A 24074-nucleotide genomic window follows, 5' to 3' on the forward strand; every position below is an offset into this window, starting at 1 on the left:
CGGTTGTGTGCTTGAGCCGCTCGCGTGCGGGCCGGGCGCCGTCTCTCCGTGGGCTTCACCGCTTCCATCGCCTATCCGTTTGTCATGACGTCCGTCCCTTCGCCCATTTCCGTCGCTTCTTCCGCATCGATTTCTCACGACGAGCCGCTGTGCGCGCGCCGCGCCGCGCTCGCTGCGTTGTGCGAGCGGGAACCGGCCGCAAAGGCCGCGGCGGCCCGCGAACTGCACGCTGCTGTACTCGATGGCCGCGCGCTCTGTGACGCCGGCCTCGATCTCGCCGAGCCCGCCGGCCTGCCGGGCCGCCCCGAACGGCCGGAACTGGTCGAGCCGCGCCAGCTCGGCCGACGCAGCATGCAGTCGCCGCAGGGGCGCGCGGTGCTGCTCCACGCGCTCGCGCACATCGAGTTCAACGCGATCAATCTGGCGCTCGACGCCGTCTGGCGCTTCTCCGGCATGCCCGGTGAGTTCTATATCGACTGGCTCAAGGTCGCCGCCGAAGAGGCATACCACTACTCGCTGCTCGCCGCGCGTCTCGCCGAATACGGCCACGCATACGGCGATTTCCCGGCGCACGCCGGCCTGTGGGACATGTGCGAGCGCACTCGGGGCGACGTGCTCGCGCGCATGGCGCTCGTGCCGCGGACGCTCGAAGCGCGTGGCCTCGACGCGTCGCCGCCGATCCGCGCGCGTCTGCAGCAGGCCGGCGATCACGCGTCGGCGGCGATTCTCGACGTGATCCTGCGCGATGAAATCGGCCACGTGCTGATCGGCAACCGCTGGTTCCGGCACCTGTGCTGCGCGGACGGCCTCGATCCGCACCAAACGTATCTGCGTCTGGCCGACCGGTATCACGCGCCGAAACTGCGTGGCCCGTTCAATTTCGAAGCACGCCGCGACGCTGGTTTCGACGACGCCGAGCTCGCCGCGCTCGCACGCCAGGATGCGCGGCAAGGCCCACAGGCTACGGACGACCGGGCGTCACCCTAATAATCCGTTACCACCTGTTGCGGCGCCCGCCCTATAATCGAACGACCATTCTTTTTTTCGAGTGCGCCGCCGATGAATACATCCCGCTCTGAGTTCGTTACCGCGCATGGCGTCCGGCTGCACGTGCGGCGCTGGGGCCGTCCCGACGCGCCGATACTGTTCATGCTGCACGGCTGGATGGACGTCGGCGCGTCGTTCCAGTTCGTCGTCGATGCGCTCGGCGGCGACTGGCAGGTGATCGCGCCGGACCAGCGCGGCTTCGGTCTGTCCGACTGGCCGGTGGCCGAGCGTGGCGGCGGCAGCTACTGGGTGCAGGACTATCTCGGCGATCTCGACGCGTTGATCGACCACTACGCGCCCGACGGCGAGGTGAACCTCGTCGGTCACAGTCTGGGTGCGAACGTCGTGTGCCTGTACGCGGGCGTGCGGCCGCAGCGGGTGCGGCGCGTGGTCGATCTGGAAGGCTTCGGGCTCGCGCATTCGCATCCGGCGCAGGCACCGAAGCGCCTGCTGAACTGGCTCGACGAATTGCGCGATCCACCGCAGCTGAAGCGCTACGCGTCGCTCGACGAGGTCGCCGCGCGCCTGATCAAAACCAATCCGCGCCTCGATCCGCGGCGCGCGCAGTTTCTCGCGCAACACTGGTCGAAGCCGGATGGCGAGGGGCGCTTCATGCTGCTCGCCGACCCGGCCCACAAGGTCCGCGGCCCGACCTTGTATCGTCTCGACGAGGTGATGGCGGTATGGCGCAAGGTCAGCGCGAAGGTGCTGCACGTCGAGGCCGCCGGCTCGCCGACGCTCGCGCGAATCGCCGGCGACGTGCCGCTCGACGAATTCAAGACGCGTTTCCACGCGTTTGCCGATTGGCGCGAGAAGATCATCGATGGTGCGGGGCACATGGTGCATCACGACCAGCCGGAGCAGGTCGCCGCGTTGATCGAGGGTTTCTGTGCCTGACGTCGTGCCTGAGGCTACGGTTGAAAGGGCGCTAGCGGGTCGCCCGGACGTTGGTCTCGGCACCGCCCGGTCCTGACCTTGCGGCACACGGACAAGCGCAGCCGGCGTCGCTAGATACCCCTGCGGACCCTTACTGCATTGCAGTAAAATGACCGCAGAACCCTTCCAGGACCACGATGAACGCCGATCTTCACTGCCATTCCACCGTTTCCGACGGCCAGTTCGCGCCGACCGACGTCGCGCGCCGCGCGCACGCGAACGGCGTGACGCTGTGGGCGCTCACCGATCACGACGAAGTGGGCGGCCAGCAAGAGGCGCGCACCGCGGCCGAGGCGCTCGGCATGAACTACCTGAGCGGCGTCGAGATTTCGGTAACGTGGGCGGGGCGCACTGTGCACATCGTCGGACTCGGCATCGATCCGACCAACCAGGTCCTGATCGACGGTCTGGCCCGCACCCGCGACGGCCGCGCCGCGCGCGCCGAGGCAATCGGCGAGCAACTGGCCACGCTCGGCATTCCAGACGCGTACGAAGGCGCGCTCCATTACGTGTCGAATCCCGACATGATGTCGCGCACGCATTTCGCGCGCTTCATGGTCGAGCACGGCCACTGCACAAACACCCAGGAAGTGTTCGACCGCTATCTCGGCGACGGCAAGCCGGGCTACGTTGCGCACCGCTGGGCCAAGCTCGCCGACGCGCTCAGCTGGATCGAGGCCGCCGGCGGCGTCGCGATCGTCGCGCATCCGGGTCGCTATGCCTATTCGCAACTCGAATTCGACGCATTCTTTGGCGAATTCATCGACCTCGGCGGCAAGGCGATCGAGGTCGTGACCGGCAGCCACACGCCCGACCAATACCGCGAATATGCGGACGTCGCGCGTCGCTATGGTTTCGAGGCCTCGCGCGGTTCCGACTTCCATGCGCCAGGCGAAGGCCGCATCGAACTCGGCACACTGCCGCCGCTACCCGCCGATCTGAAGCCCGTCTGGGAACGCTGGCTGTGACCGCGCGCTGTGCCGGAACGGCACGTCTCGCGCGCGGGCCGGCTGGATGCGGCACGCGCTCTGCTCGCCGCAGCCCATCCGCCGCAGTTCGTCTGCCGCCATCGTGAGTCTCCATGTCGCAATACTTTCGGCTTCATCCCGACAATCCGCAGCCGCGCCTCGTCAAGCAGGCCGCGCAGATCATCAACGACGGCGGCCTGGTCGCCTTGCCGACCGATTCGACCTACGCGCTCGCCTGCCGTCTCGACGACAAGGATGCGGTCGAACGCCTGAGGCGTATTCGTGGACTGGACGAAAAGCAGCTGCTGTCGCTGCTCGTGCGCGATCTGTCGGAGCTCGCCAATTTTGCGATGGTGGACAACTGGCAGTATCGGCTGCTGAAATCGGTGACGCCGGGTCCGTACGTGTTCGTGCTGCAGGCCACCAAGGAAGTGCCGCGACGCGTGTCGCACCCGTCGCGCAAGACGATCGGTCTGCGCGTGCCGGATCACGCGATTACGCTCGCGATTCTCGAGGAGCTCGGCCAGCCACTGCTCGGCACGACGCTGATCATGCCCGGCGAAACGGAGCCGCTGAACGACCCCGAGGAAATTCGCGCGCGGCTCGAAAAGCAGCTCGATCTGGTGATCGACGGCGGCGCGTGCGTGTGCGAGCCGTCCACCGTGATCGATCTGACCGGCTCCGAGCCGGTCCTGGTGCGGGCAGGGCGCGGCCCGCTCGAGCCGTTCGGCCTCGAGGAAACGGCGTGAGCGGCCCGAGCGGCCCGAGTGAAAGCGGACAGACACGCGCGAGCGCATTGTTACAATAGCGAGTTATGGATTCTTCCCTGATACAGACAATTGCGGTGTACGCGCTGCCGGTGATCTTCGCGATCACGCTGCACGAGGCCGCGCACGGCTACGTCGCGCGCTGGCTCGGCGACAACACCGCGTACGTGCTCGGCCGCGTGTCGCTCAACCCGATGCGGCATATCGATCCGCTCGGCACGATCGCGATTCCGTTGCTGCTGTACTTCGCGACGAGCGGCGCGTTCATGTTCGGTTATGCGAAGCCGGTGCCGGTCGCGTTCGGCAATCTGCGCAACCCGCGCTGGGGCAGCCTGTGGGTGGCGGCGGCCGGGCCGGTATGCAACTTTGTCCAGGCTCTGCTCTGGGGCGTATTCGGCATCGTGCTGGCGGTGCTCAATGTCAACGAACCGTTTTTTACACGTATGGCGGGCGCGGGCGTCGGCGTCAATCTCGTGCTCGGCGTGCTGAACCTGTTTCCGCTGCCGCCGCTCGATGGCGGTCGTGTGGTGATGGCCCTGTTGCCGCCGAAGCAATCGATCGCGTTGTCGCGGCTCGAGCCGTACGGCTTTTTCATCGTGATGGCGCTCGTGATGACGGGCACGCTCACGCGTTTCTGGTTGAGGCCACTCGTTACGCTCGGCTATAGCGCGATCGCCGCAATTCTGACTCCTCTTGTCTCGCTTTTCTAAATAACCATGTTCCCAGACCGTATCTTCTCCGGCATGCGGCCCACCGGGTCGCTGCACCTCGGCCACTATCACGGCGTGCTGAAAAACTGGGTGCGGCTGCAGTCCGAGTACCCGTGCTTTTTCTGCGTGGTCGACTGGCACGCGCTGACGACGCACTACGAAACGCCCGAAGTGATCGAAAATAACGTGTGGGACGTGCTGATCGACTGGCTCGCTTCCGGCATCGATCCGGCGCAGGCGACGCTGTTCATCCAGAGCAGGGTGCCCGAGCATGCCGAGCTCGCGCTGCTGCTCGGCATGAGCACGCCGCTCGGCTGGCTCGAGCGCGTGCCGACCTACAAGGAGCAGATGGAAAAGCTGAAGGACAAGGATTTGTCCACTTACGGCTTCCTCGGCTATCCGGTGCTGATGGCGGCGGACATTCTGCTGTATCGCGGCTCGCTCGTACCGGTCGGTGAAGACCAGGTGCCGCACGTCGAGATGACGCGCGAAATCGCTCGTCGTTTCAACTACCTGTACGGCCGCGAGCCGGGCTTCGAAGAAAAAGCGAACGAAGCCGCGAAGAAGCTCGGGGGCAAGCGCTCGAAGCTTTACCACGAGTTGCGCAACGCGTATCAGCAGGAAGGCGACGACGAAGCGCTCGAACGCGCGCGGGCGATGCTGCAGGAATCGCAAAGCCTGTCGATGAGCGATCGCGAGCGCCTGTTCGGCTATCTCGAAGGTTCGCGCAAAATCATCCTCGTCGAGCCGCAGGCGATGCTGACCGAGGCGTCGCGCATGCCGGGCCTCGACGGCCAGAAGATGTCGAAGTCGTACGGCAACACCATCGGTCTGCGCGAAGACGCGGAAACGATCACTAAGAAGGTTCGCACGATGCCGACCGACCCCGCGCGCGTGCGCCGCACCGATCCGGGCGATCCGGACAAGTGCCCGGTGTGGCAGCTGCATCAGGTCTATACCGACGAAGCGACCCACGAGTGGGTGCAGAAGGGCTGCCGCTCGGCGGGCATCGGTTGCCTCGATTGCAAGCAGCCGGTCGTCGAAGGGATTCTGCGCGAGCAGCAGCCGATGCTCGAGCGCGCGCAGAAGTACATGGACGACCCGTCGCTGTTGCGCGCGATCGTCGCTGACGGCTGCGACAAGGCGCGCCGCTTCGCGACCGAAACGATGCGCGACGTTCGCGAGGCGATGGGGCTGTCGTACAACTGATGCGCACTCGAGGCGCCGCGCCGCAGCGATGAGCACGCCCGTTTCCGCTGGCTTGCATGGCCTCGGTGAACCGTCGCGCTGGGTGCGTCACTGGGCGCACCTGATCGCGGCGGGCGGGGCGGTGCTCGACGTGGCATCGGGGGCTGGGCGGCACGCGCGCTTTTTCGCGTCGCTCGGCCATCCGGTCACCGCAATCGATCGCGATGCCGTCGCCCTCGACCTGCTGCGTGACGCGCCGCTCGTCACGCCTGTCGTGGCCGATCTCGAAGGCGCGCCGTGGCCATTGCCGGGCGATGCGGCGTTCGCCGCCGTCGTGGTCACCAATTACCTGCACCGGCCGCTTTTTCCGCAGTTGCTGCGCGCGCTCTCGCCCGGCGGCGTACTGGTTTACGAGACCTTTGCGCAAGGAAACGAAAGCGTCGGCAAACCCTCCAATCCGGCGTTTTTACTCGCGCCCGGCGAGCTGCTCGAGATCGTGCGGGGCCAACTGCGGGTGATCGCGTTTCAGGACGGATTTCTCGCCGAGCCGCGTCCGGCCTACGTTCAGCGCATCTGCGCGGTTCGGGAAGCGGCACGTGCGAATGATCCCGCACGAGCAACAGTTCCACCTTGTTACGAGTTGGCTGGCTAATCCGCTACAATCGCGGTTTACCTGATCATATTCATGGCGTTTCATGACTAACGGCAACCACAGCGGTCACCAGGACGGCGTTCAGATCCGCGGCAGCATTCCTGCCATCATCACTCCGATGCTCGAAGACGGCAGCCTCGATCTGCCGGCGTTTCGCAAACTGATCGACTGGCACATCGAGGAAGGCACGAATGCGCTAGTCGTGGTCGGCACGAGCGGCGAGTCGGCCACGCTGTCGGTCGAAGAACACGTGCTGATGGTCAAGACCGCGGTCGACCACACCGCTGGACGCATTCCTGTCATCGCGGGCGCGGGCGCCAACTCCACCGCTGAGGCGATCGAACTCACGCAGCACGCGAAAGACGTCGGCGCGGATGCCACGCTGCAGGTCGTGCCGTACTACAACAAGCCGACCCAGGAAGGCATCTACCGCCATTTCGCGAAGATCGCCGAAAGCGTCGATCTGCCGGTGATCCTGTACAACGTGCCGGGCCGCACCGTCGCCGACATGAGCAACGAGACCATCCTGCGCTGCGCGCAGGTGCCGGGGATCATCGGCGTGAAGGAGGCCACGGGCAACATCGACCGCGCCGCGCATCTGATCAAGTCGGCGCCGGCAAACTTCAGCATCTATAGCGGCGACGATCCCACTGCGATCGCGCTGATGCTGCTCGGCGGTCACGGCAATATTTCGGTGACCGCGAACGTCGCGCCGCGCGCCATGAGCGAGCTGTGCAAGGCCGCGCTCGCCGCGGACGCGAAGACCGCGCGCGAGATTCATCTGAAACTCCTGTCGCTGCACAAGTACCTGTTTGCCGAAGCGAATCCGATTCCGGCGAAGTGGGCGCTGCAGCAACTGGGGCGTGTGCAGGGCGGCATCCGCCTGCCGCTCACGCCGCTCGACGCGCAATACCACGAAGTGGTGCGCGGCGCGCTGCGCGAAGCGGGCCTGCTCGGCTGAACGGCCCGCCCGTCCAGCCGCCCACGCCAGACCGCCACCGGCATTTCATTAACCGACGTCGCTTCAGCCCACGTTCCCGGCAGATCGAACGAGGCATCGCGTTCCAGCATCACGAAGGCCCTCATGAAACGTTCCGCACTTTCCCTCCACGCAACCCGCATGGCGGCGCTGGCGCTTGCCCTGTCGACGCTCGCCGGCTGTGACACGCTGAACGACTGGTTCGCTTCCGACCGCGTCAACTACAAGGCGACCTCGAGCGCGCCGCCGCTCGCCGTGCCGAGCGACCTGAGCACGTCGCCGAACGACCAGCGTTATGTGGCGCCGCCCGCGAATCTGGCGCTCGGTGGCTCGCCGACGCGCGCTGTCACGGCCGCTGGCAACGCGACCGAAGGTCAGCCGAACGCGCAGGATCCGCTCGGCATGCATATCGAGCGCGACGGCGACCGTCGCTGGCTGGTGGTAGACGGCCGTTCACCGGAACAGCTGTGGCCGCAGCTGCAGGAGTTCTGGCAGGAGAACGGCTTCGTGCTGAAGACCGACGCGCCGGCCACCGGCATCATGACAACCGACTGGGCCGAAAATCGCGCGAACATTCCGGACGACTGGTTCCGCCGCACGATCGGCAAGGTGATCGACTTCGCCTATTCGTCGGGCACCCGCGACAGTTTCCGCACGCTGGTATCGCGCGGTTCGGACAGCGCGACGGATATCTCGATCACGCATAGCGCGATGGAAGAGGTGATGACCGGGCAGGACAAGACGTCTTCGCGCTGGGAAGAGCGTCCGCGTGACCCGGCGCTCGAGGCGCTGTTCCTCGCCAAGCTGATGCAGAAGTTCGGCCTGACCGAAGCGCAGTCGAAGCAGCTGCTGACCGACGCGCGCCCGGCCAGCGCGCCGACCACCATCGAGCAGAACGCGGGCGCGTCGACGCTCGATCTGCAGGAGTCGTTCGACCGCGCCTGGCTGCGTGTGGGCCTCGCGCTCGATCGCACCAACTTCACGGTCGACAACCGCGATCGCGAGAAGGGCATCTACTACGTCCGCTATGCGGATTCGATGCAGGAACTGAAGAAGGAAGGCCTGTTCGGCAAACTCTTCTACAGCGGCAATTCGACGCGCAAGCCGGGCCAGGAATTCCTCGTCAACGTGCGCGCGAAGGGCGACGCGGTGACGCAGGTTGCGGTCGTCGACGCGAACGGACAGATCGATACGTCGTCGGACGCGCAGCGCATCGTGTCGCTGCTGCACGCGCAACTGAACTAGGTGGGTTGTGCGCTTCGCAAGTCTCGGCAGCGGCAGTGAAGGCAACGCGCTGCTGGTGGAAGCGCACAGCGGCGCGAGCACGACGCGCGTGCTGCTCGACTGCGGGTTTTCCGCGCGCGAAGTCGAGCGGCGTCTCGCGCGGCTCGGCGCGAGCGCCGAGCATCTCGACGCGATTCTGATTACGCATGAACATAGCGATCACATCGGCAGCGCATTGACGCTGGCGCGCAAGTGGTCGATTCCGCTGTACATGAGCTGGGGCACCGCGCGCGCGGCCGGCGCCGACGAAGCCGATGTCGACCTGCAGGTGCTGTGGGGCGACGAGGCGGTAGCAATCGGCGAGCTCAGCGTTCTCCCTTATACCGTTCCGCACGACGCCCGCGAACCGCTGCAATACGTGTTCTCGAACGGCGCAAGCCGGCTCGGCGTGCTCACCGACGTGGGCACGTCCACCCCGCATATCAGCGCGGTGCTGAGTGGTTGTGACGCACTCGTGCTCGAATGCAATCACGACGTGCAGATGCTCGCGGGCAGTCGTTATCCGCCGTCGCTTAAGGCGCGTATCGGCGGCAATCACGGGCATCTGAACAATGATGCGGCGGCTGAAATCCTCGCGTCGCTCGACCGCTCGCGATTGCGGCATCTGGTCGCCGCGCATCTGAGCCAACAGAACAATCTGCCGGAACTCGCGCAGGCGGCGCTCGCGGGCGTGCTTGGCGCGGCTCCCACCGAGGTGGTGGTTGCGTCGCAGAGTGAAGGTTTCGCGTGGTTGACTCTGTGACTGCGGTGCGGAGTTGGCTTCCGGTCGTGCCGCGCAGTATGCGTCACGTAGTCAGGTAATGAAAAAAGCCCATAACGAGCAATCGTTATGGGCTTTTGCCTTGAGCGTCGAGGCGGCGCAGGGCACGCCGCGCGACCGGCCAAGCTTAATTGCGGTTGCCGCCGAAAATGCCGAGCAGCGCAAGCAGGTTGACGAACACGTTATACAGATCCAGGTAGATCGCTAGCGTCGCGGTGATGTAGTTCGTCTCACCGCCGTTCACGACGCGCTGCACGTCGAACATGATGTAGGCGGAAAAGATCACGATTGCCATGACCGAGACCGTCAGCATCAGTGCCGGCAGTTGCAGGAACACGTTCGCGACCGAAGCCAGCAGGATCACGATCACGCCCATGAAGAGCCACTTGCCGAGGCCCGAGAAGTCGCGTTTGCTGACCGTGGCAATGGTCGCCATGGCCGCGAAGATCACACCAGTGCCACCAAACGCGAGCATGATCAGCGACGGGCCGTTCGAGAAGCCGAGCACGAAAGCGAGGATGCGCGACAGCATCAGCCCCATGAAGAACGTGAAGCCAAGCAGTACGAATACGCCGACGGCACTGTCTTTGGTGCGCTGGATCGCGAACATGAAGCCGAAGGCGATCGCGAAGAACGCCAGCATGCTCATGGCGGGGCTGGTGGCGGCGAACAGCGAGAATCCGGTGGCAAGGCCGACCCACGCGCCGAGCACGGTCGGAATCATGGACAGCGCGAGCAGCCAGTAGGTATTCCGTAGCACGCGGTTGCGTGTTTCGACCGTGCTGACCGCGCCGTTGCGGCCAAACATATACGGATGTTCGTTCATGGTCTCTCCTTACCTCGGAAGCGTGTTTCGTGATGGTGATACGGAATTTGCGAAGCGCCGGCGGGCGCAACGTTCATCCGTAAGATTAGCGCGGCGGCACGGAGTTTCAATACCCTCCAGTCGCCCCCATGGCCTACGCTACCAGTATTTTGCACCCCTTGCCTTGATCCTTTCAATGCTGTAAGGGTTCAATCGCAATGATACACGAGAACATGCTACAATAGCGGATTCATTTAAATCTGTAACCTCTTAATTTTTTGGAGTTTTTATGGCGATCGAGCGCACCCTGTCGATTATCAAGCCGGACGCAGTGGCCAAGAACGTGATCGGCCAGATCTACACCCGTTTCGAAAACGCTGGTCTGAAGATCGTGGCATCGCGCATGGTTCATCTGTCGCGTGCTGACGCCGAGAAGTTCTACGCTGTGCACGCAGCACGTCCGTTCTTCAAGGACCTCGTCGAATTCATGATCTCGGGTCCGGTGGTTGTGCAGGCGCTGGAAGGCGAAAACGCGATCTTGAAGCACCGTGACCTGATGGGTGCGACGGACCCGAAGAAGGCCGAAAAGGGCACGATCCGTGCTGACTTCGCCGACAGCATCGACGCCAACGCCGTGCACGGTTCGGACGGTCCGGAAACGGCTGCGGTTGAAATCGCATTCTTCTTCCCCCAAGTCAACGTCTACTCGCGTTGAGCGCCTCGCGCTGAGGTCGGGCAGTGACCTCAGCCGCGTATCGCGAGCCGTCTCTCGCGTGGCGCGTTTCGTGCGGTCGAATCGTTTTATCGCATGAATCGCGCGCGGTGCACGGCAAAAGTAGTAAGGTAAAAGCAGCAGGAATGGGCGCGAACGGCATGGCGTTCATGCAGCTTGTTGCATGAACGTAGTCTCGCACTGAAATGGCAGGATTCGATATGACGAGCAGTCCCTCCGTCAACCTTCTCGACCTCGACGCCCAAGGGCTCGTCGCCTATTGCGATAGCCTGGGCGAGAAACCGTTTCGCGCCAAGCAATTGCAGCGCTGGATTCACCAATACAACGCCGCCGACTTCGACGGCATGACCGATCTCGCGAAGTCCTTGCGCGAAAAGCTCAAAGGGCGCGCCACGATCACAATGCCGGGCGTTGTCAGCGATCATATTTCGTCGGACGGCACGCGTAAGTGGCTGATCGACGTCGGTAATGGCAACGCCGTTGAAACCGTGTACATCCCTGAAGAAACGCGCGGCACGCTATGTGTGTCGTCGCAGGCGGGGTGCGCGGTCAACTGCCGATTCTGCTCGACCGGCAAGCAGGGGTTCTCCCGCAATCTCACCACCGGCGAAATCATCGGCCAGTTGCGCATGGCCGAGTTTGCGCTGCGCGCGTCGCGTGGCGATGCCGGCGGCCGCGCGATGGGCGGCGACGGCAAGGGCGAGCGCGTCGTTACGAACGTCGTGATGATGGGGATGGGCGAGCCGCTGCTCAATTACGACGCGGTCGTGCCGGCCATGCGTCTGATGCTCGACGACAATGCGTACGGTCTGTCGCGCCGGCGAGTCACGTTGTCCACTTCGGGCGTCGTGCCGATGATGGACCGGCTCGGCGCGGACTTGCCCGTGGCGCTCGCGGTGTCGCTGCATGCGTCGAACGACGCGCTGCGCGACGTGCTGGTGCCGCTCAACAAAAAGTATCCGCTGCGCGAGCTGATGGCGGCGTGCGAGCGCTACCTGAAAGTGGCGCCGCGCGATTTCATTACGTTCGAATATTGCATGCTCGATGGCGTGAACGACAGCGAGGCGCACGCACGCGAGCTGCTTGCCGTTACGCGCAACGTGCCGTGCAAGTTCAATCTGATTCCGTTCAATCCGTTCCCCGAATCGGGCCTCGTCCGCTCGAAGACGGAACAGATCAAGCGGTTTGCACAGGTGTTGATGGACGCTGGCGTCGTCACCACCGTGCGCAAAACCCGCGGCGACGATATCGATGCTGCCTGCGGTCAGCTGGCCGGCGCGGTGAAAGACCGCACGCGACTTGCTGAGCGCACCGGGAAGGCGGCGAAGGTGATCGAGGTTCGCGCCGTGTAATCGCCAGGTGCAGCAGGGCGTCGGCGTTCGGCGCAAAGCAGTGCGAGCGCAAAAATGCTCCGATACCACCTGGCGGTTGAAAAGAAAGTTTGCAGAATCGATCGGGAGCGGCACACAAAGCCGCGCATTTTGTTATAAACGGTCTGCGATTTGGACGTGAGGCTCGAGCCCGTCCGGTCGCACGATTAAAAGAATCGACGCGAAAGGATTTGGGATGAGTGAGCCGCAGCACCCGCAGCCGCATGAGACAGACACGAACGATGGCCATCCGGCACCCGTTGCAAGGGCGGTGGTCCAGCCGGTCGTGCAGCCGGCCCTCGATTCGTTGGCAGCGGTTGGCGCGCGCTTGAGCCAGTTGCGCGAGTCGAAGGGCTGGGCGATCGAGGACGTGTCGGCGCGGCTGAAGGTATCGGTCGTCAAGCTGAGCGCGCTCGAGGCGGGCGACATCAGCCATCTGCCGGACACGACGTTCGCACTCGGCGTCGTGCGCAGCTACGCGAAAATGCTCGGCGCCGATCCGGCGCCTTTTACGGCGGCGCTGCGTCGCGAGAGAGGAGTGCCGGCGCCGAATCTGTCGATGCCCGCGTCATCCGGTAAGGACCTGCCGCGCGGCAAGGTTTCGCTGTCGCTCGGTGACAGCGGACACAAGAGTCGTTCGTGGCTATGGGGTATTGCGGCGATCGTCGTCGCGGTCATTGCGCTCGGCATGTGGCGCACCAACGGCGGCGATTCATCCGCGTGGCTCGCGCGCCTGAAGTCCAGCGCGAATAGTTCGACGAGCAGCGACACGGCGGCGTCGGGCGCGGTCGCGCAGGGTCCGGCGACGGCGGAGGGCGCATCGGCGCCGGATGCGGCGGTCACGGCGGACAACGCCGGGAGCGCGGATAATGCGGCGTCTGCGTCTGCGTCTGCGTCTGCGTCGGCAACGCCGATGCCCGCACCGCTTGCCACCGGCACCGCGCCGGGCTCGGCCCCGACCGCGAATACCGCGGCAACGGCAGCGAAAGCCGGCTCGCAGGCTCAGGCACAGGCCGCCATGGAGAGCGCAAGTGCACCGGTGGTCGTGGCGAACGCGTCGGCACCGGCGGTTACGCCAGCGCCCGGTAAGTCGGTCGTCGCGCTGCGCGTGACGCAGGACAGCTGGTTCAGCGTGCGTGACAAGAACGGCAAGGAACTGTTCTCCGGCCTCGTGCATGCTGGCGATCCGAAGGAAGTGACGGGCGCCGGTCCGTTCAAGGTGACGGTCGGCAACAAGGCGGGTCTCGAGTCGGTGACGCTCGACGGCCAGCCGGTCGATCCGTCGAAATATGCGGCAGCCAAGGGCAATGTGGCGCGCTTTGCGCTGCCTTGACAGATACGGTACGCGCCGCGGCCAACCGGCCCGCGGCGCTTTTTCAATTGAGGCGCTGCGTTTTTGCATAGCGCGTGCGGCGTAAATGGGTTTTTCGATGCAAACCGAAGCTCAATCCCAATCCTGTAGCAAGATCGTTTCAGAAGAGCCGGTGTTCGGCGGCCCCGCGATGCGGCGCAAATCGCATGCGGTCAACGTCCGTTGGGGCGGCCAGCTCGTGACCATCGGCGGCGATGCGCCGGTGCGCGTGCAGTCGATGACCAACACCGACACTGCCGACGCGATCGGCACTGCTATCCAGATCAAGGAACTGGCGCAAGCCGGTTCCGAACTGGTGCGTATCACCGTGAATACGCCGGAAGCGGCGGCTGCCGTGCCGGCGATCCGCGAGCAACTCGACCGCATGGGCGTGATGGTGCCGCTCGTCGGCGATTTCCATTACAACGGCCATCTGCTGCTGCGCGACTATCCGGGCTGTGCGGAATCGTTGTCGAAGTACCGGATCAATCCTGGCAACGTCGGGCACGGCGCGAAGCGCGACACACAGTTCGCGCAGATGATCGAGGCAGCGGTCAAATACGACAAGCCGGTGCGCATCGGCGTGAACTGGGGCAGTCTCGACCAGGACCTGCTCGCCAAAATGATGGATGAAAACGGCTCGCGCGCTACTCCGTGGGAAGCGCAAAGCGTGATGTACGAAGCGCTGATCCAGTCGGCGATCGGCTCGGCGGAACGCGCGGTCGAACTTGGCCTCGGGCGCGACCAGATCATTCTGTCGTGCAAGGTCAGCGGCGTGCAGGATCTGATCGCGGTGTACCGCGAACTCGCGCGCCGTTGCGATTTCGCGCTGCATCTCGGCCTGACTGAAGCAGGCATGGGCTCGAAGGGCATCGTCGCGTCGACCGCGGCGCTGTCGGTTCTGCTGCAGCAGGGCATCGGCGACACGATCCGTATCTCCCTGACGCCGGAACCGGGCGCGTCGCGCACCGGCGAAGTGATCGTCGGCCAGGAAATCCTGCAAACCATGGGCCTGCGCTCGTTCACGCCGATGGTGATCGCGTGCCCGGGCTGCGGCCGCACCACGAGCACGCTGTTCCAGGAGCTCGCGTCGCAGATCCAGACCTATCTGCGTCAGCAGATGCCGGTGTGGCGTGACCAGTACCCCGGTGTCGAGCAGATGCACGTCGCGGTGATGGGCTGCATCGTCAATGGTCCGGGCGAGTCGAAGCAGGCGAATATCGGCATCAGCCTCCCGGGCTCGGGCGAGAACCCGGCCGCGCCGGTGTTCATCGACGGCGAGAAGGTGAAGACGCTGCGCGGCGAGAACATCGCGCAAGAATTCCAGCAAATCGTGAGCGACTACGTCGAGCGCCGTTATGGCCGCGCCGAAGCGCTCAACTAAATACCGGCAATCGAAACACAGATGACTGAACAGAAGAAAAAGCTCGAGAAGCTTTCCGGCGTGAAGGGCATGAACGACATCCTTCCGCAGGAAGCCGGGCTCTGGGAATTTTTCGAAACCACCGTCAAGTCGATGCTGCGTTCATACGGATACCAGAATATCCGCACGCCGATCGTCGAGCATACGCAGCTGTTCACGCGCGGTATCGGCGAAGTGACCGACATCGTCGAAAAAGAGATGTACAGCTTCACCGATGCATTGAACGGCGAAAACCTGACGATGCGCCCGGAAAACACGGCGGCGGTGGTGCGCGCGTCGATCGAGCACAACATGCTGTACGACGGCCCGAAGCGCCTGTGGTACATCGGGCCGATGTTCCGTCACGAGCGTCCGCAGCGCGGCCGTTATCGCCAGTTCCACCAGGTCGGTGTCGAGGCGCTCGGTTTCGCGGGGCCGGATGCGGATGCGGAAATCATCATGATGTGCCAGCGTCTGTGGGACGACCTCGGCCTGACCGGCATCAAGCTCGAAATCAATTCGTTGGGCCTCGCTGAAGAGCGAGCCGCGCATCGCGTCGAGTTGATCGCGTACCTCGAAAAGCACATGGACGTGCTCGACGAAGACGCGAGGCGCCGTCTCTATACGAACCCGCTGCGCGTGCTCGATACGAAGAATCCCGCGCTGCAGGAAGTCGCGCAAAACGCGCCCAAGCTGATCGACTTTCTCGGCGAAGAATCGCGCGCGCACTTCGAAGGTCTGCAACGTCTTCTGAAGGCAAACAACCTTCCGTTTACGATCAATCCGCGTCTCGTGCGCGGTCTCGATTACTACAATCTGACCGTGTTCGAGTGGGTGACCGACAAGCTCGGCGCGCAAGGCACGGTCGCGGCGGGCGGCCGCTACGATCCCCTGATCGAGCAGCTCGGTGGCAAGCCCACCGCTGCGTGCGGCTGGGCGATGGGCATCGAGCGGATTCTCGAGTTGCTGAAGGAAGAGCAGCTCGTGCCGGAAGACGAAGGTTGCGACGTGTACGTGGTCCATCAGGGCGACGCCGCGCGGGAGCAGGCGTTCATCATCGCCGAGCGTCTGCGCGATACCGGTCTCGACGTGGTCCTGCATTGCAGCGCGGACGGTCAGTCGGCAAGCTTCAAGTCGCAGATGAAGCGTGCCGATGCGAGCGGCGCCGCGTTTGCGGTCGTGCTCGGCGAGGACGAAATCGCCAATGGCACGGTCGGCGTGAAACCGCTGCGCGATTCCCAAGCTCATGGAGGTAAGAACGAGCAACAGAACGTGCCCGCCGAAGACTTGACCGAATATCTAATCAATGCGATGGTTGCATCCGCCGAAGACGGCGACGACTGATCGCGATGTCGTCGAGCCGGCTGGCTCGACACGCACACATAGCAAGAATGAGGAAATCGCCGGGCAATGAGTTACCACGACGAACAAGAATCGATCGAAAGTCTGAAGGCATGGTGGAAGCAGTGGGGCAATGCGACCACGTGGATCGTGCTGGTGGTGTTGCTGGCAGGCGCGAGCTGGAATGGCTGGAATTTCTGGCAGCGTCGCCAGGCCGCGGAAGCGGCGGTGCTGTATGACCAGGTTCAACAAGCCACGGCATCGGGCGACAAGGCGCAGATCGCGCGCGTGGCCGCCGACATGGAAGACAAATTCGGCCACACCGCTTACGCTCAGATGACCGCGCTCGGCGCCGCCAAGGCGCTTTACACCGCTGGCGACGAAGCCAGCGCTAAGGCGCAGCTGCAATGGGCGATCGATCACGCTAAGGACGACGAGTTCAAGCAGATCGCGAAGCTGCGCATGGCATCGCTGCTGCTCGACGACAAGGCTTACGACCAGGGCCTCGCGCTCCTGGCCGAGCCGCAATCCGATGCTTTCAAGGGCGTCGTGGCTGACCGCCGCGGCGACCTCCTCGCCGCCCAAGGCAAGCGCGACGACGCGCGCGCGGCCTACAAGCTCGCGCTCGACTCGCTGTCGAAGAGCGACAGTTCGGCGCGCCAGCTGATCCAGTTCAAGCTGGATGCGCTTGGCGGCTGAGCGTCCCGCGCGGCGCGCCGCGAGCCACGACCGCAAGACGGTCTCCTTTAATCCATTTCCTGAATGCTTCGTCCACCGATGAATCTGCTGAAACGTTACGCCGTGCCCGTTATCTGTGCGATGACCGTTCTCACGCTGGCGGCTTGCTCATCCACGAAAGACGAGCGCCGTGTGCCGACGCCGCTCACCGAGTTCAAACCCGTGCTCGACGTGCAGCAGTCCTGGTCGGCGAGCGTCGGCAAGGCGGGCCGCTATATGTTCTCGCCGGTTGCAGTCGGCAATGCCGTGTACGCTGCCGGCACGAACGGCACGGTTGCCAAGATCGACGCGCAAACCGGCAAGGACGTGTGGCGCGTCAAGCTGCACGACGATCTGTCGGCGGGCGTCGGCAGCGATGGCACGCTCACCGCGGTCGGCGGCCTGAAGGGCGACGTATACGTGCTCGGCGCGGACGGCAAGGAACTGTGGACTGCTAAGGCGCCGGGCGAGATCATTTCCCCGCCGCTCGTCGGCAATGGTCTCGTGGTCGTGCGCACGATCGACGGCCAGATCGTCGCGTTCAACGCGCAAACCGGCGAGCAGAAGTGGAACTTCCGCAACCGCGCGGTGCCGTTGAACCTGCGCGTGTCGTCGGGCATGACGTTCGCGGGCGACGCGGCCGTGCTGGCCGGCTTCCCGGGCGGTTCGTTCGCCGCTATCAATCTGCAGACTGGCGACGCCTACTGGCAGACGCCGGTGTCGTATCCGAAAGGCGTGACCGAGGTCGAGCGTATCAACGACGTGACCGGGCCGCCCACGCTGGTGGGCTCGGAGACCTGCGCGGTGACGTTTCAGGGCCAGATTGGCTGTTTCGACGCGAACTCGGGCCGCGCGCTGTGGGGCAAGCCGTTCTCGAGCACGAGCGGCCTCGCGCAGGATGAGCGCAGCGTGGTCGCCGCCGACGACTGGTCGGTCGTGTCCGCGTTCGACGTGAACAACGGTTCGGTGCTGTGGAAGAACGAGGCGCTGAAGAACCGCGAACTGAGCGTGCCGATGCTGCTCGGCCGCGCGGCCGTGTTCGGCGACTACCAGGGCTTCGTGCATTTCCTGTCGACTGCCGACGGCACGCTCGTCGCGCGGGTCAAGACCGACGGCAGCGCGATTACCGCAGCGCCGGTGCTGGCCGGCGACACACTGGTGATCCAGACGCGCGATGGCGGCCTGTTCGGCTATCGTCCGCGCTGATCGCTATAGGTGATGTCAGGCGCGCAGGCCGGCTTTGCCGGCCGCGCGCTTTTTAATTGAAGTCTGCGTGGGCCTTGGCGCACAGCTCCTGCCTCGGGTTGCCACTCCGTCCGTGGCGTGATCGGGCAGGCTCAATAGAAAAATCGCCGGACGGGCTGGTCCGGCAAGTCGGATCGAAGCTGCGCCCGCCGGTATCAGAGGCGGTGCGTGCGCTTGGTCGGCGGCCTTGCGAACCGCAGGAACGCTTGCGCACGCGAGCGTCAGCCGCCGACCAGCACGGTCTGAAGCAGGCGACCCCCGGTGGCGTCTGTGCAGCTACTCCCGTCCGCCTGGATGCGCGTGTCGATCGCGCATCCGGAGCAGGCTGAATTCGTGATAATTTCGTCAAAACGCCGCCGCGTGGCGGCTGCCTGGCGTCGCTAAGCGCGCGATCGATCGCGATCCCGCGTTTCACCGTGAACAACATCAGATGAAACCCGTTATTGCCCTCGTTGGGCGCCCCAATGTGGGGAAATCCACGCTCTTCAACCGCCTTACGCGTTCGCGTGACGCGCTGGTTGCAGACCTGCCCGGTCTCACGCGCGATCGCCACTACGGCGAAGGACGCACCGGCGAGCGGCCGTATCTGGTCGTCGATACTGGCGGCTTCGAGCCGGTCGCGAAAGACGGCATCCTGCACGAGATGGCGCGCCAGACCCGCCAGGCGGTCGAGGAGTCGGACGTCGTCGTGTTCATCGTCGATGGCCGCAACGGGCTTGCGCCGCAGGACAAGTCGATCGCCGACTATCTGCGCAAGGTCGGCCGGCCGATCTTCCTCGTCGTCAACAAGGCCGAGGGGATGAAGTACGCCAACGTCGCAGCCGACTTTTACGAACTCGGCCTCGGCGACCCGCGCGCGATCTCCGCCGCGCACGGCGACGGTGTCACCGACATGATCAACGAGGCGCTCGAAGTCGCTTATGCCGGTCAGCCGGAAGAGAGCGAGGAAGACAAGGAAGCGCGCGGCGTGAAGATCGCGATCGTCGGGCGGCCGAACGTCGGCAAGTCGACGCTGATCAATGCGCTGGTCGGCGAAGAGCGCGTGATCGCGTTCGACATGCCCGGCACTACGCGCGACTCGATCTACGTCGATTTCGAGCGTAACGGCAAGCCGTATACGCTGATCGACACGGCCGGCCTGCGCCGCCGCGGCAAGGTGTTCGAGGCGATCGAAAAGTTCTCGGTCGTGAAGACGCTGCAGTCGATTTCCGATGCGAATGTCGTGATTCTGCTGCTCGACGCGCGTCAGGACATCTCGGATCAGGATGCGCACATCGCCGGCTTCGTCGTCGAGCAGGGGCGCGCGCTGGTGGTTGGCGTGAACAAATGGGACGGTCTCGATCCGCATGTGCGCGAGCGCACCAAAGCCGACCTCGAACGCAAACTAAAATTTCTGGACTTCGCCAAATTCCATTTCATTTCCGCCGCGGAAAAAACCGGAATTGGGCCGCTGATGCGTTCGGTCGACGACGCGTACACGGCCGCGATGTCGAAGCTGCCGACGCCGAAGCTGACGCGCGCGCTGATCGAGGCGGTCGAATTCCAGCAGCCGCGGCGCCGCGGTCCGGTGCGTCCGAAGCTGCGTTACGCACACCAGGGCGGGCAGAATCCGCCGATTATCGTGATTCACGGCAATGCGCTCGACGCGATCACCGACACGTATAAGCGGTACCTCGAAAATCGCTTCCGGGAAACTTTCAAGCTGACGGGGACTCCATTGCGAATAGAGTTCAGATCGTCGACGAACCCTTACGCGGACAAAGGCTGAAGCAGGCTGAAGCTGGTCTTAAACCTGGGCTGAAACCCGCATGTATGCTGGGTTTGGCCGGGGGTCCCGGGCCCGCGCGTCGAAATGAAAATCAGCTATAGTGTAGCGGTTGGCGGCGGATCTCTTTTTCTTCGCCGTCAATTCAGTCAACCTGCAAAAAAATACGGAGTTTGCTATGAGCAACAAAGGGCAATTGTTACAAGACCCGTTTTTGAACGCACTGCGTAAAGAGCATGTGCCGGTGTCGATCTACCTGGTCAACGGCATCAAGCTTCAAGGGAACATCGAATCGTTCGACCAGTACGTCGTGTTGCTCCGGAATACGGTCACCCAGATGGTCTACAAGCACGCGATTTCCACGGTCGTGCCGGCCCGTCCGGTGAATTTCCACCCGGATTCCGAACAGTCCTAACCCTCGCCGCGGCCGGCACAGCGTCGCCCGTCGGCGATCACTCCCGGCCGCGTCATTTTGATACCCTCCAATTTGATCAATGCAGCGCTCGTTGGCATCGACTTCGGCAAGATCGATTTCGAAGCCAGTCTCGAAGAACTCAGCCTGCTCGCGCAAAGCGCGGGCGCGAATCCCGTAGTCACCCTCACCGGACGCCGTTCCAGTCCCGACGCGAAGATGTTCGTCGGCAGCGGCAAGGCCGAAGAATTGCGCCTTGCCTGTGAAGCGAACGACATCGAACTCGTGATCTTCAACCATGCTCTGGCGCCTGCGCAGCAGCGCAATCTGGAGCGGGCGCTTAATCGGCGCGTGGTCGATCGCACCAGTTTGATCCTCGACATTTTTGCGCAGCGCGCACGCAGCCACGAAGGCAAGCTGCAGGTCGAGCTCGCCCAGCTGCAATATCTGTCGACTCGGCTGATTCGCGCGTGGACCCACCTCGAACGTCAGAAGGGCGGTATCGGTTTGCGCGGTCCGGGCGAAACGCAGCTCGAAACCGACCGCCGGCTGATCGGCGAGCGCATCAAGGCGCTGAAGATCCGCCTCGACAAGCTGCGCCGCCAGCACGGCACCCAGCGTCGCGCGCGTAATCGCAACCAGACGATGTCGGTGTCGCTCGTCGGCTATACGAACGCGGGGAAATCGACACTCTTCAACGCGCTGACCAAGGCGCAGGCGTACGCCGCCGACCAGTTGTTCGCGACGCTCGATACCACCTCGCGGCGCGTGTACCTGGGCGACGAAGCGGGGCAGGTAGTGGTGTCCGATACCGTCGGTTTCATCCGCGAACTGCCGCATCAGCTCGTCGCGGCGTTTCGCGCAACGCTCGAGGAAACGATTCACGCGGATCTGCTGCTGCATGTCGTCGACGCATCGAGCGCGGTGCGGCTCGATCAGATCGATCAGGTGAACGAGGTGTTGCACGCAATCGGCGCGGACACGATCCGTCAGGTGCTCGTGTTCAACAAAATAGATGCGGTGCCAGAACTGGCAGCCCGTGGGGACGCGGTCGAGCGGGACGAGTATGGTAATATTTCGCGCGTCTTTTTGAGCGCGCGCACCGGGCAGGGGCTGGATGCGTTGCGCGCTGCCATCGCTGAAATCGCTACAGCCGAACCGCTTGCCGACATGCCGCTCGATGCGTCGCAAGACGACCGCTCGGCGCAACTGCGCGAAGACCACAAGATTCCAGAACTCGGGCACTGACCCGTTCCAATTGCACTGACCCGCTGTCTACTCTGGTGAACGAACACAGGTGAACGATTACAACGAGCGGAGTATCTGGCTGCGTATGCGCGCCTTGCTTTCACTGAACGATCCGCGTTGGGGCCGGGGCGACGGCAACGGCGACCGGCAACGGCCGAACGATCCGAAGCGGCCAGGGCGCGACGGTGAAGGTCCGCCCGATCTCGACGAAATGTGGCGCGATTTCAATCGCCGTATGTCCCGGATTTTCGGACGCAAGGGCGGCGGCGGTGTCGGCGGGGGCGGCCGTCCGGACAATGGCCGCGGCGCGCGCATCGGCGTCGGCATCGTAATCGGCGTGCTGATCGCAATCTATCTCGGCAGCGGTGTGTTCGTCGTACAGGATGGCCAGGCGGCCGTCGTGCTGCAGTTCGGCAAGTATCGCTATACCGCGGCGCAGGGCGTCCATTGGCGTCTGCCGTATCCGTTCGAGTCCCACGAGTTCGTCAACGTCGGCCAGATCCGCCAGGTCGAGATCGGCCGTAGCAATGTGGTGCGTCTCGCGAACGTGAAGGACGCATCGATGCTCACGCACGACGGCGACATCGTCGACGTGCGCTTCGCCGTGCAGTACCAGGTGCGCAAAGCCAACGACTTTCTGTTTCGCAGCGTCGATCCCGATCAGAGCGTGATGCATGCCGCACAGGCGGCGGTGCGCGGCATCGTCGGAGCGCACAGCACCAGCGATATTCTCGATCAGGATCACGAAACACTGCGCCAGCAGCTGATCGCGTCGATCCAGCAATCGCTCGATCAGTATCAGTCCGGTCTCGGGGTCACGGGTGTGACGATTCAGAGCGTGCAAGTGCCCGAGCAGGTGCAACCCGCGTTCGCCGATGCTGCGAAGGTGCACGACGAAAATGAACGCGCGAAACGCGATGCGCAGGCTTATGCCGCCGAACTTGTGCCGCGCGCGCAGGCCGACGTCGATCGTCAGGTGCAGGAAGCCAAAACCTACAGCCAGAACACGGTCGCGCAGGCGCAGGCCGAGGCCGAGCGCTTCAAGCAGGTCTACGCGCAATACGCGAAGGCGCCGGCCCTCGTGCGCTTCCGCCTGTACATGGAAACCATGCAACAGATTTACGCGAACGCGACCAAGGTGTTCGTAGACGCGAAGAACGGCAACAACGTGCTGTATCTGCCGCTCGACAGGCTCGTCGAACAGAACCGCGAACGTCAGGCCGCGGCGGCGGGCGCCGCTGCTTCCGGTCCGGCTGTCGCGGGCGCGCCGCAAGCGGCGAGCGCGGCTGCGCCGTCGGCTGCGTCGGCCGCTGAGACCGGTGCCGCGGCGGGTTCCGCCCCCGAGGGTGCATCTGGCCCCGCCGCTTCCGCGCCTGCGGCGGCGAGCCGGCCGAGCGCCGCGTCGCTCCGTTCGCGCGAAGCGTTCCGCAATCGCATGCGCGAAGAAGACGTTCAATAAGGAGCGCACGAGAATATGAACCGAATCATTGCGCTCGTCGTCGCCGTCGTCATCGTGCTGTTCGCGGCATCGTCGATGGTGTTCGTCGTCGATCAACGGCATATGGCCGTGCTGTCCGCGCGCGGCGACGCGGCGCCCACGCTGCTCGGCCCGGGGCTGCACGTGAAGCTGCCGCCGCCGTTGCAAACGGTGACGTTCGTCGACAATCGCATCCAGTCGCTCGACGCACCCGACGAAGATCATTACGTCACGTCCGACAAAACCGATCTGCTGGTCAACCCGGTCGTCAAGTTCCGTGTGACCGATCCGCTGAAGCTGATCGCCGAAACGAAGGGTGATCCGCAGAGCCTGCCAGACCGGCTCGCCTTGCTGTCGCGCGGCGCGCTCGGCGACGCGTTCGGCAAGTTCACACTGTCCGACGCGCTCGCGAAACAGCAGGCGGTTGCCGAAGAGGCGCGTGGTGCGATGGACAAGAGCGCGGCATCGCTCGGCGTGTCGGTCGTGGATGTGCAACTCACGCGCGTCGATTTCCCGGCGGCAGTGGCCGACTCGGTGTTCAAGCGCATGATCGCCGCGCGCCAGCAGGTCGCAGCGGACGAGCGCGCGAAGGGCGCCGCCGAAGCGAATCAGATCCGCGCGGACGCGCTCGCGAAGCAGCAGGCGGTGCTCGCCGACGGCCTCGCGCAGGCGCAGGGCATTCGTGGCGAAGGCGATGCGAAGGCCGCGGAGATCGCCGCCGAAGCGTTCGGCAAGGACCCGCAGTTCTATCAGTTTTATCTAAGCATGCAGGCGTACCGGAAGACTTTCAAACCGGGCGATCTGATCGTGGTCGACTCCAGTAGCGAGTTCTTCCGCTTCATGCGTAGCCCGACCGGCGGCGTCGCCCCGGACGCTTCCGCGCCTGCTGCGCACAAACGCTGATTACCGAAGGCCGC

At 64.2% G+C, this 24074-nt stretch carries 23 protein-coding genes; 22 read left to right on the forward strand and 1 reads right to left on the reverse strand.

Annotated features, from left to right (window positions below; genetic code table 11):
* Positions 1–84 precede the first annotated feature (84 nt).
* The 10 genes from AB3X89_RS27245 (at position 85) to AB3X89_RS27290 (ending at position 9273) form a co-directional block, all read left to right on the forward strand.
* A complete protein-coding gene (locus tag AB3X89_RS27245; RefSeq protein WP_368586058.1) occupies positions 85–987 on the forward strand; it encodes a ferritin-like domain-containing protein in 903 nt (300 codons plus the stop codon).
* Between the two features lie 72 nt (positions 988–1059).
* A complete protein-coding gene (locus AB3X89_RS27250; RefSeq protein ID WP_368586059.1) occupies positions 1060–1944 on the forward strand; it encodes an alpha/beta fold hydrolase in 885 nt (294 codons plus the stop codon).
* 176 nt (positions 1945–2120) lie between these two features.
* Positions 2121–2951 (forward strand): 3',5'-nucleoside bisphosphate phosphatase, encoded by an 831-nt coding sequence (locus AB3X89_RS27255; RefSeq protein WP_368586060.1) that lies wholly within the window; start codon positions 2121–2123, stop codon positions 2949–2951.
* Positions 2952–3064: 113 nt separating this feature from the next.
* A complete protein-coding gene (locus AB3X89_RS27260) occupies positions 3065–3700 on the forward strand; it encodes an L-threonylcarbamoyladenylate synthase (protein ID WP_368586061.1) in 636 nt (211 codons plus the stop codon).
* 65 nt (positions 3701–3765) lie between these two features.
* A complete protein-coding gene (locus AB3X89_RS27265) occupies positions 3766–4428 on the forward strand; it encodes a site-2 protease family protein (protein WP_368586062.1) in 663 nt (220 codons plus the stop codon).
* A 6-nt stretch (positions 4429–4434) separates the two neighbouring features.
* A complete protein-coding gene (locus AB3X89_RS27270; protein WP_368586063.1) occupies positions 4435–5637 on the forward strand; it encodes a tryptophan--tRNA ligase in 1203 nt (400 codons plus the stop codon).
* 28 nt (positions 5638–5665) lie between these two features.
* Positions 5666–6268, forward strand: a complete 603-nt coding sequence (locus tag AB3X89_RS27275; RefSeq protein ID WP_368586064.1) for a class I SAM-dependent methyltransferase — start codon at positions 5666–5668, stop codon at positions 6266–6268.
* A gap of 43 nt (positions 6269–6311) precedes the next feature.
* Positions 6312–7229, forward strand: coding sequence for a 4-hydroxy-tetrahydrodipicolinate synthase (dapA, locus tag AB3X89_RS27280; RefSeq protein WP_368586065.1), 918 nt, complete (start codon positions 6312–6314; stop codon positions 7227–7229).
* A gap of 123 nt (positions 7230–7352) precedes the next feature.
* Complete coding sequence (bamC, locus tag AB3X89_RS27285; RefSeq protein ID WP_368586066.1) at positions 7353–8492, forward strand: outer membrane protein assembly factor BamC; 1140 nt, start codon at positions 7353–7355, stop codon at positions 8490–8492.
* Positions 8493–8499: 7 nt separating this feature from the next.
* On the forward strand, positions 8500–9273 hold the full coding sequence (locus AB3X89_RS27290; protein ID WP_368586067.1) for an MBL fold metallo-hydrolase: 774 nt from the start codon (positions 8500–8502) through the stop codon (positions 9271–9273).
* Positions 9274–9418: 145 nt separating this feature from the next.
* Here AB3X89_RS27290 and AB3X89_RS27295 read toward each other — a convergent pair whose 3' ends face one another.
* On the reverse strand, positions 9419–10117 hold the full coding sequence (locus tag AB3X89_RS27295) for a Bax inhibitor-1/YccA family protein (RefSeq protein ID WP_018417558.1): 699 nt from the start codon (positions 10115–10117) through the stop codon (positions 9419–9421).
* A 268-nt stretch (positions 10118–10385) separates the two neighbouring features.
* Here AB3X89_RS27295 and ndk point away from each other — a divergent pair, with 268 nt between their 5' ends.
* From ndk to hflC, 12 genes are all read left to right on the forward strand, one after another.
* The gene (ndk, locus tag AB3X89_RS27300) at positions 10386–10811 is read left to right on the forward strand and encodes a nucleoside-diphosphate kinase (RefSeq protein WP_008923116.1); all 426 of its coding nucleotides are present in this window, start codon (positions 10386–10388) and stop codon (positions 10809–10811) included.
* A gap of 218 nt (positions 10812–11029) precedes the next feature.
* Complete coding sequence (gene rlmN / locus AB3X89_RS27305; RefSeq protein WP_368586068.1) at positions 11030–12181, forward strand: 23S rRNA (adenine(2503)-C(2))-methyltransferase RlmN; 1152 nt, start codon at positions 11030–11032, stop codon at positions 12179–12181.
* A gap of 214 nt (positions 12182–12395) precedes the next feature.
* Positions 12396–13532: a helix-turn-helix domain-containing protein gene (locus AB3X89_RS27310; protein ID WP_368586069.1), complete on the forward strand. Its 1137-nt coding sequence runs from the start codon at positions 12396–12398 to the stop codon at positions 13530–13532.
* 85 nt (positions 13533–13617) lie between these two features.
* A complete protein-coding gene (ispG, locus tag AB3X89_RS27315) occupies positions 13618–14934 on the forward strand; it encodes a flavodoxin-dependent (E)-4-hydroxy-3-methylbut-2-enyl-diphosphate synthase (protein WP_368586070.1) in 1317 nt (438 codons plus the stop codon).
* A 21-nt stretch (positions 14935–14955) separates the two neighbouring features.
* Positions 14956–16296 (forward strand): histidine--tRNA ligase, encoded by a 1341-nt coding sequence (hisS, locus tag AB3X89_RS27320; RefSeq protein WP_368586071.1) that lies wholly within the window; start codon positions 14956–14958, stop codon positions 16294–16296.
* 66 nt (positions 16297–16362) lie between these two features.
* Positions 16363–16992: a YfgM family protein gene (locus AB3X89_RS27325; RefSeq protein WP_368586072.1), complete on the forward strand. Its 630-nt coding sequence runs from the start codon at positions 16363–16365 to the stop codon at positions 16990–16992.
* Positions 16993–17070: 78 nt separating this feature from the next.
* Positions 17071–18216 (forward strand): outer membrane protein assembly factor BamB, encoded by a 1146-nt coding sequence (bamB, locus tag AB3X89_RS27330; protein ID WP_368586073.1) that lies wholly within the window; start codon positions 17071–17073, stop codon positions 18214–18216.
* Between the two features lie 469 nt (positions 18217–18685).
* Complete coding sequence (gene der, locus AB3X89_RS27335; RefSeq protein WP_368586074.1) at positions 18686–20023, forward strand: ribosome biogenesis GTPase Der; 1338 nt, start codon at positions 18686–18688, stop codon at positions 20021–20023.
* Between the two features lie 175 nt (positions 20024–20198).
* Positions 20199–20435: an RNA chaperone Hfq gene (gene hfq / locus AB3X89_RS27340; protein ID WP_006051315.1), complete on the forward strand. Its 237-nt coding sequence runs from the start codon at positions 20199–20201 to the stop codon at positions 20433–20435.
* A 57-nt stretch (positions 20436–20492) separates the two neighbouring features.
* A complete protein-coding gene (gene hflX, locus AB3X89_RS27345; RefSeq protein ID WP_026228684.1) occupies positions 20493–21680 on the forward strand; it encodes a GTPase HflX in 1188 nt (395 codons plus the stop codon).
* 49 nt (positions 21681–21729) lie between these two features.
* On the forward strand, positions 21730–23139 hold the full coding sequence (hflK, locus tag AB3X89_RS27350) for an FtsH protease activity modulator HflK (RefSeq protein ID WP_368586075.1): 1410 nt from the start codon (positions 21730–21732) through the stop codon (positions 23137–23139).
* A 15-nt stretch (positions 23140–23154) separates the two neighbouring features.
* Positions 23155–24060: a protease modulator HflC gene (hflC, locus tag AB3X89_RS27355; RefSeq protein WP_368586076.1), complete on the forward strand. Its 906-nt coding sequence runs from the start codon at positions 23155–23157 to the stop codon at positions 24058–24060.
* The last annotated feature ends 14 nt before the right edge of the window (positions 24061–24074 follow it).

Source organism: Paraburkholderia sp. BR14320, from assembly GCF_040948665.1.
Classification (GTDB): Bacteria; Pseudomonadota; Gammaproteobacteria; order Burkholderiales; family Burkholderiaceae; genus Paraburkholderia; species Paraburkholderia youngii.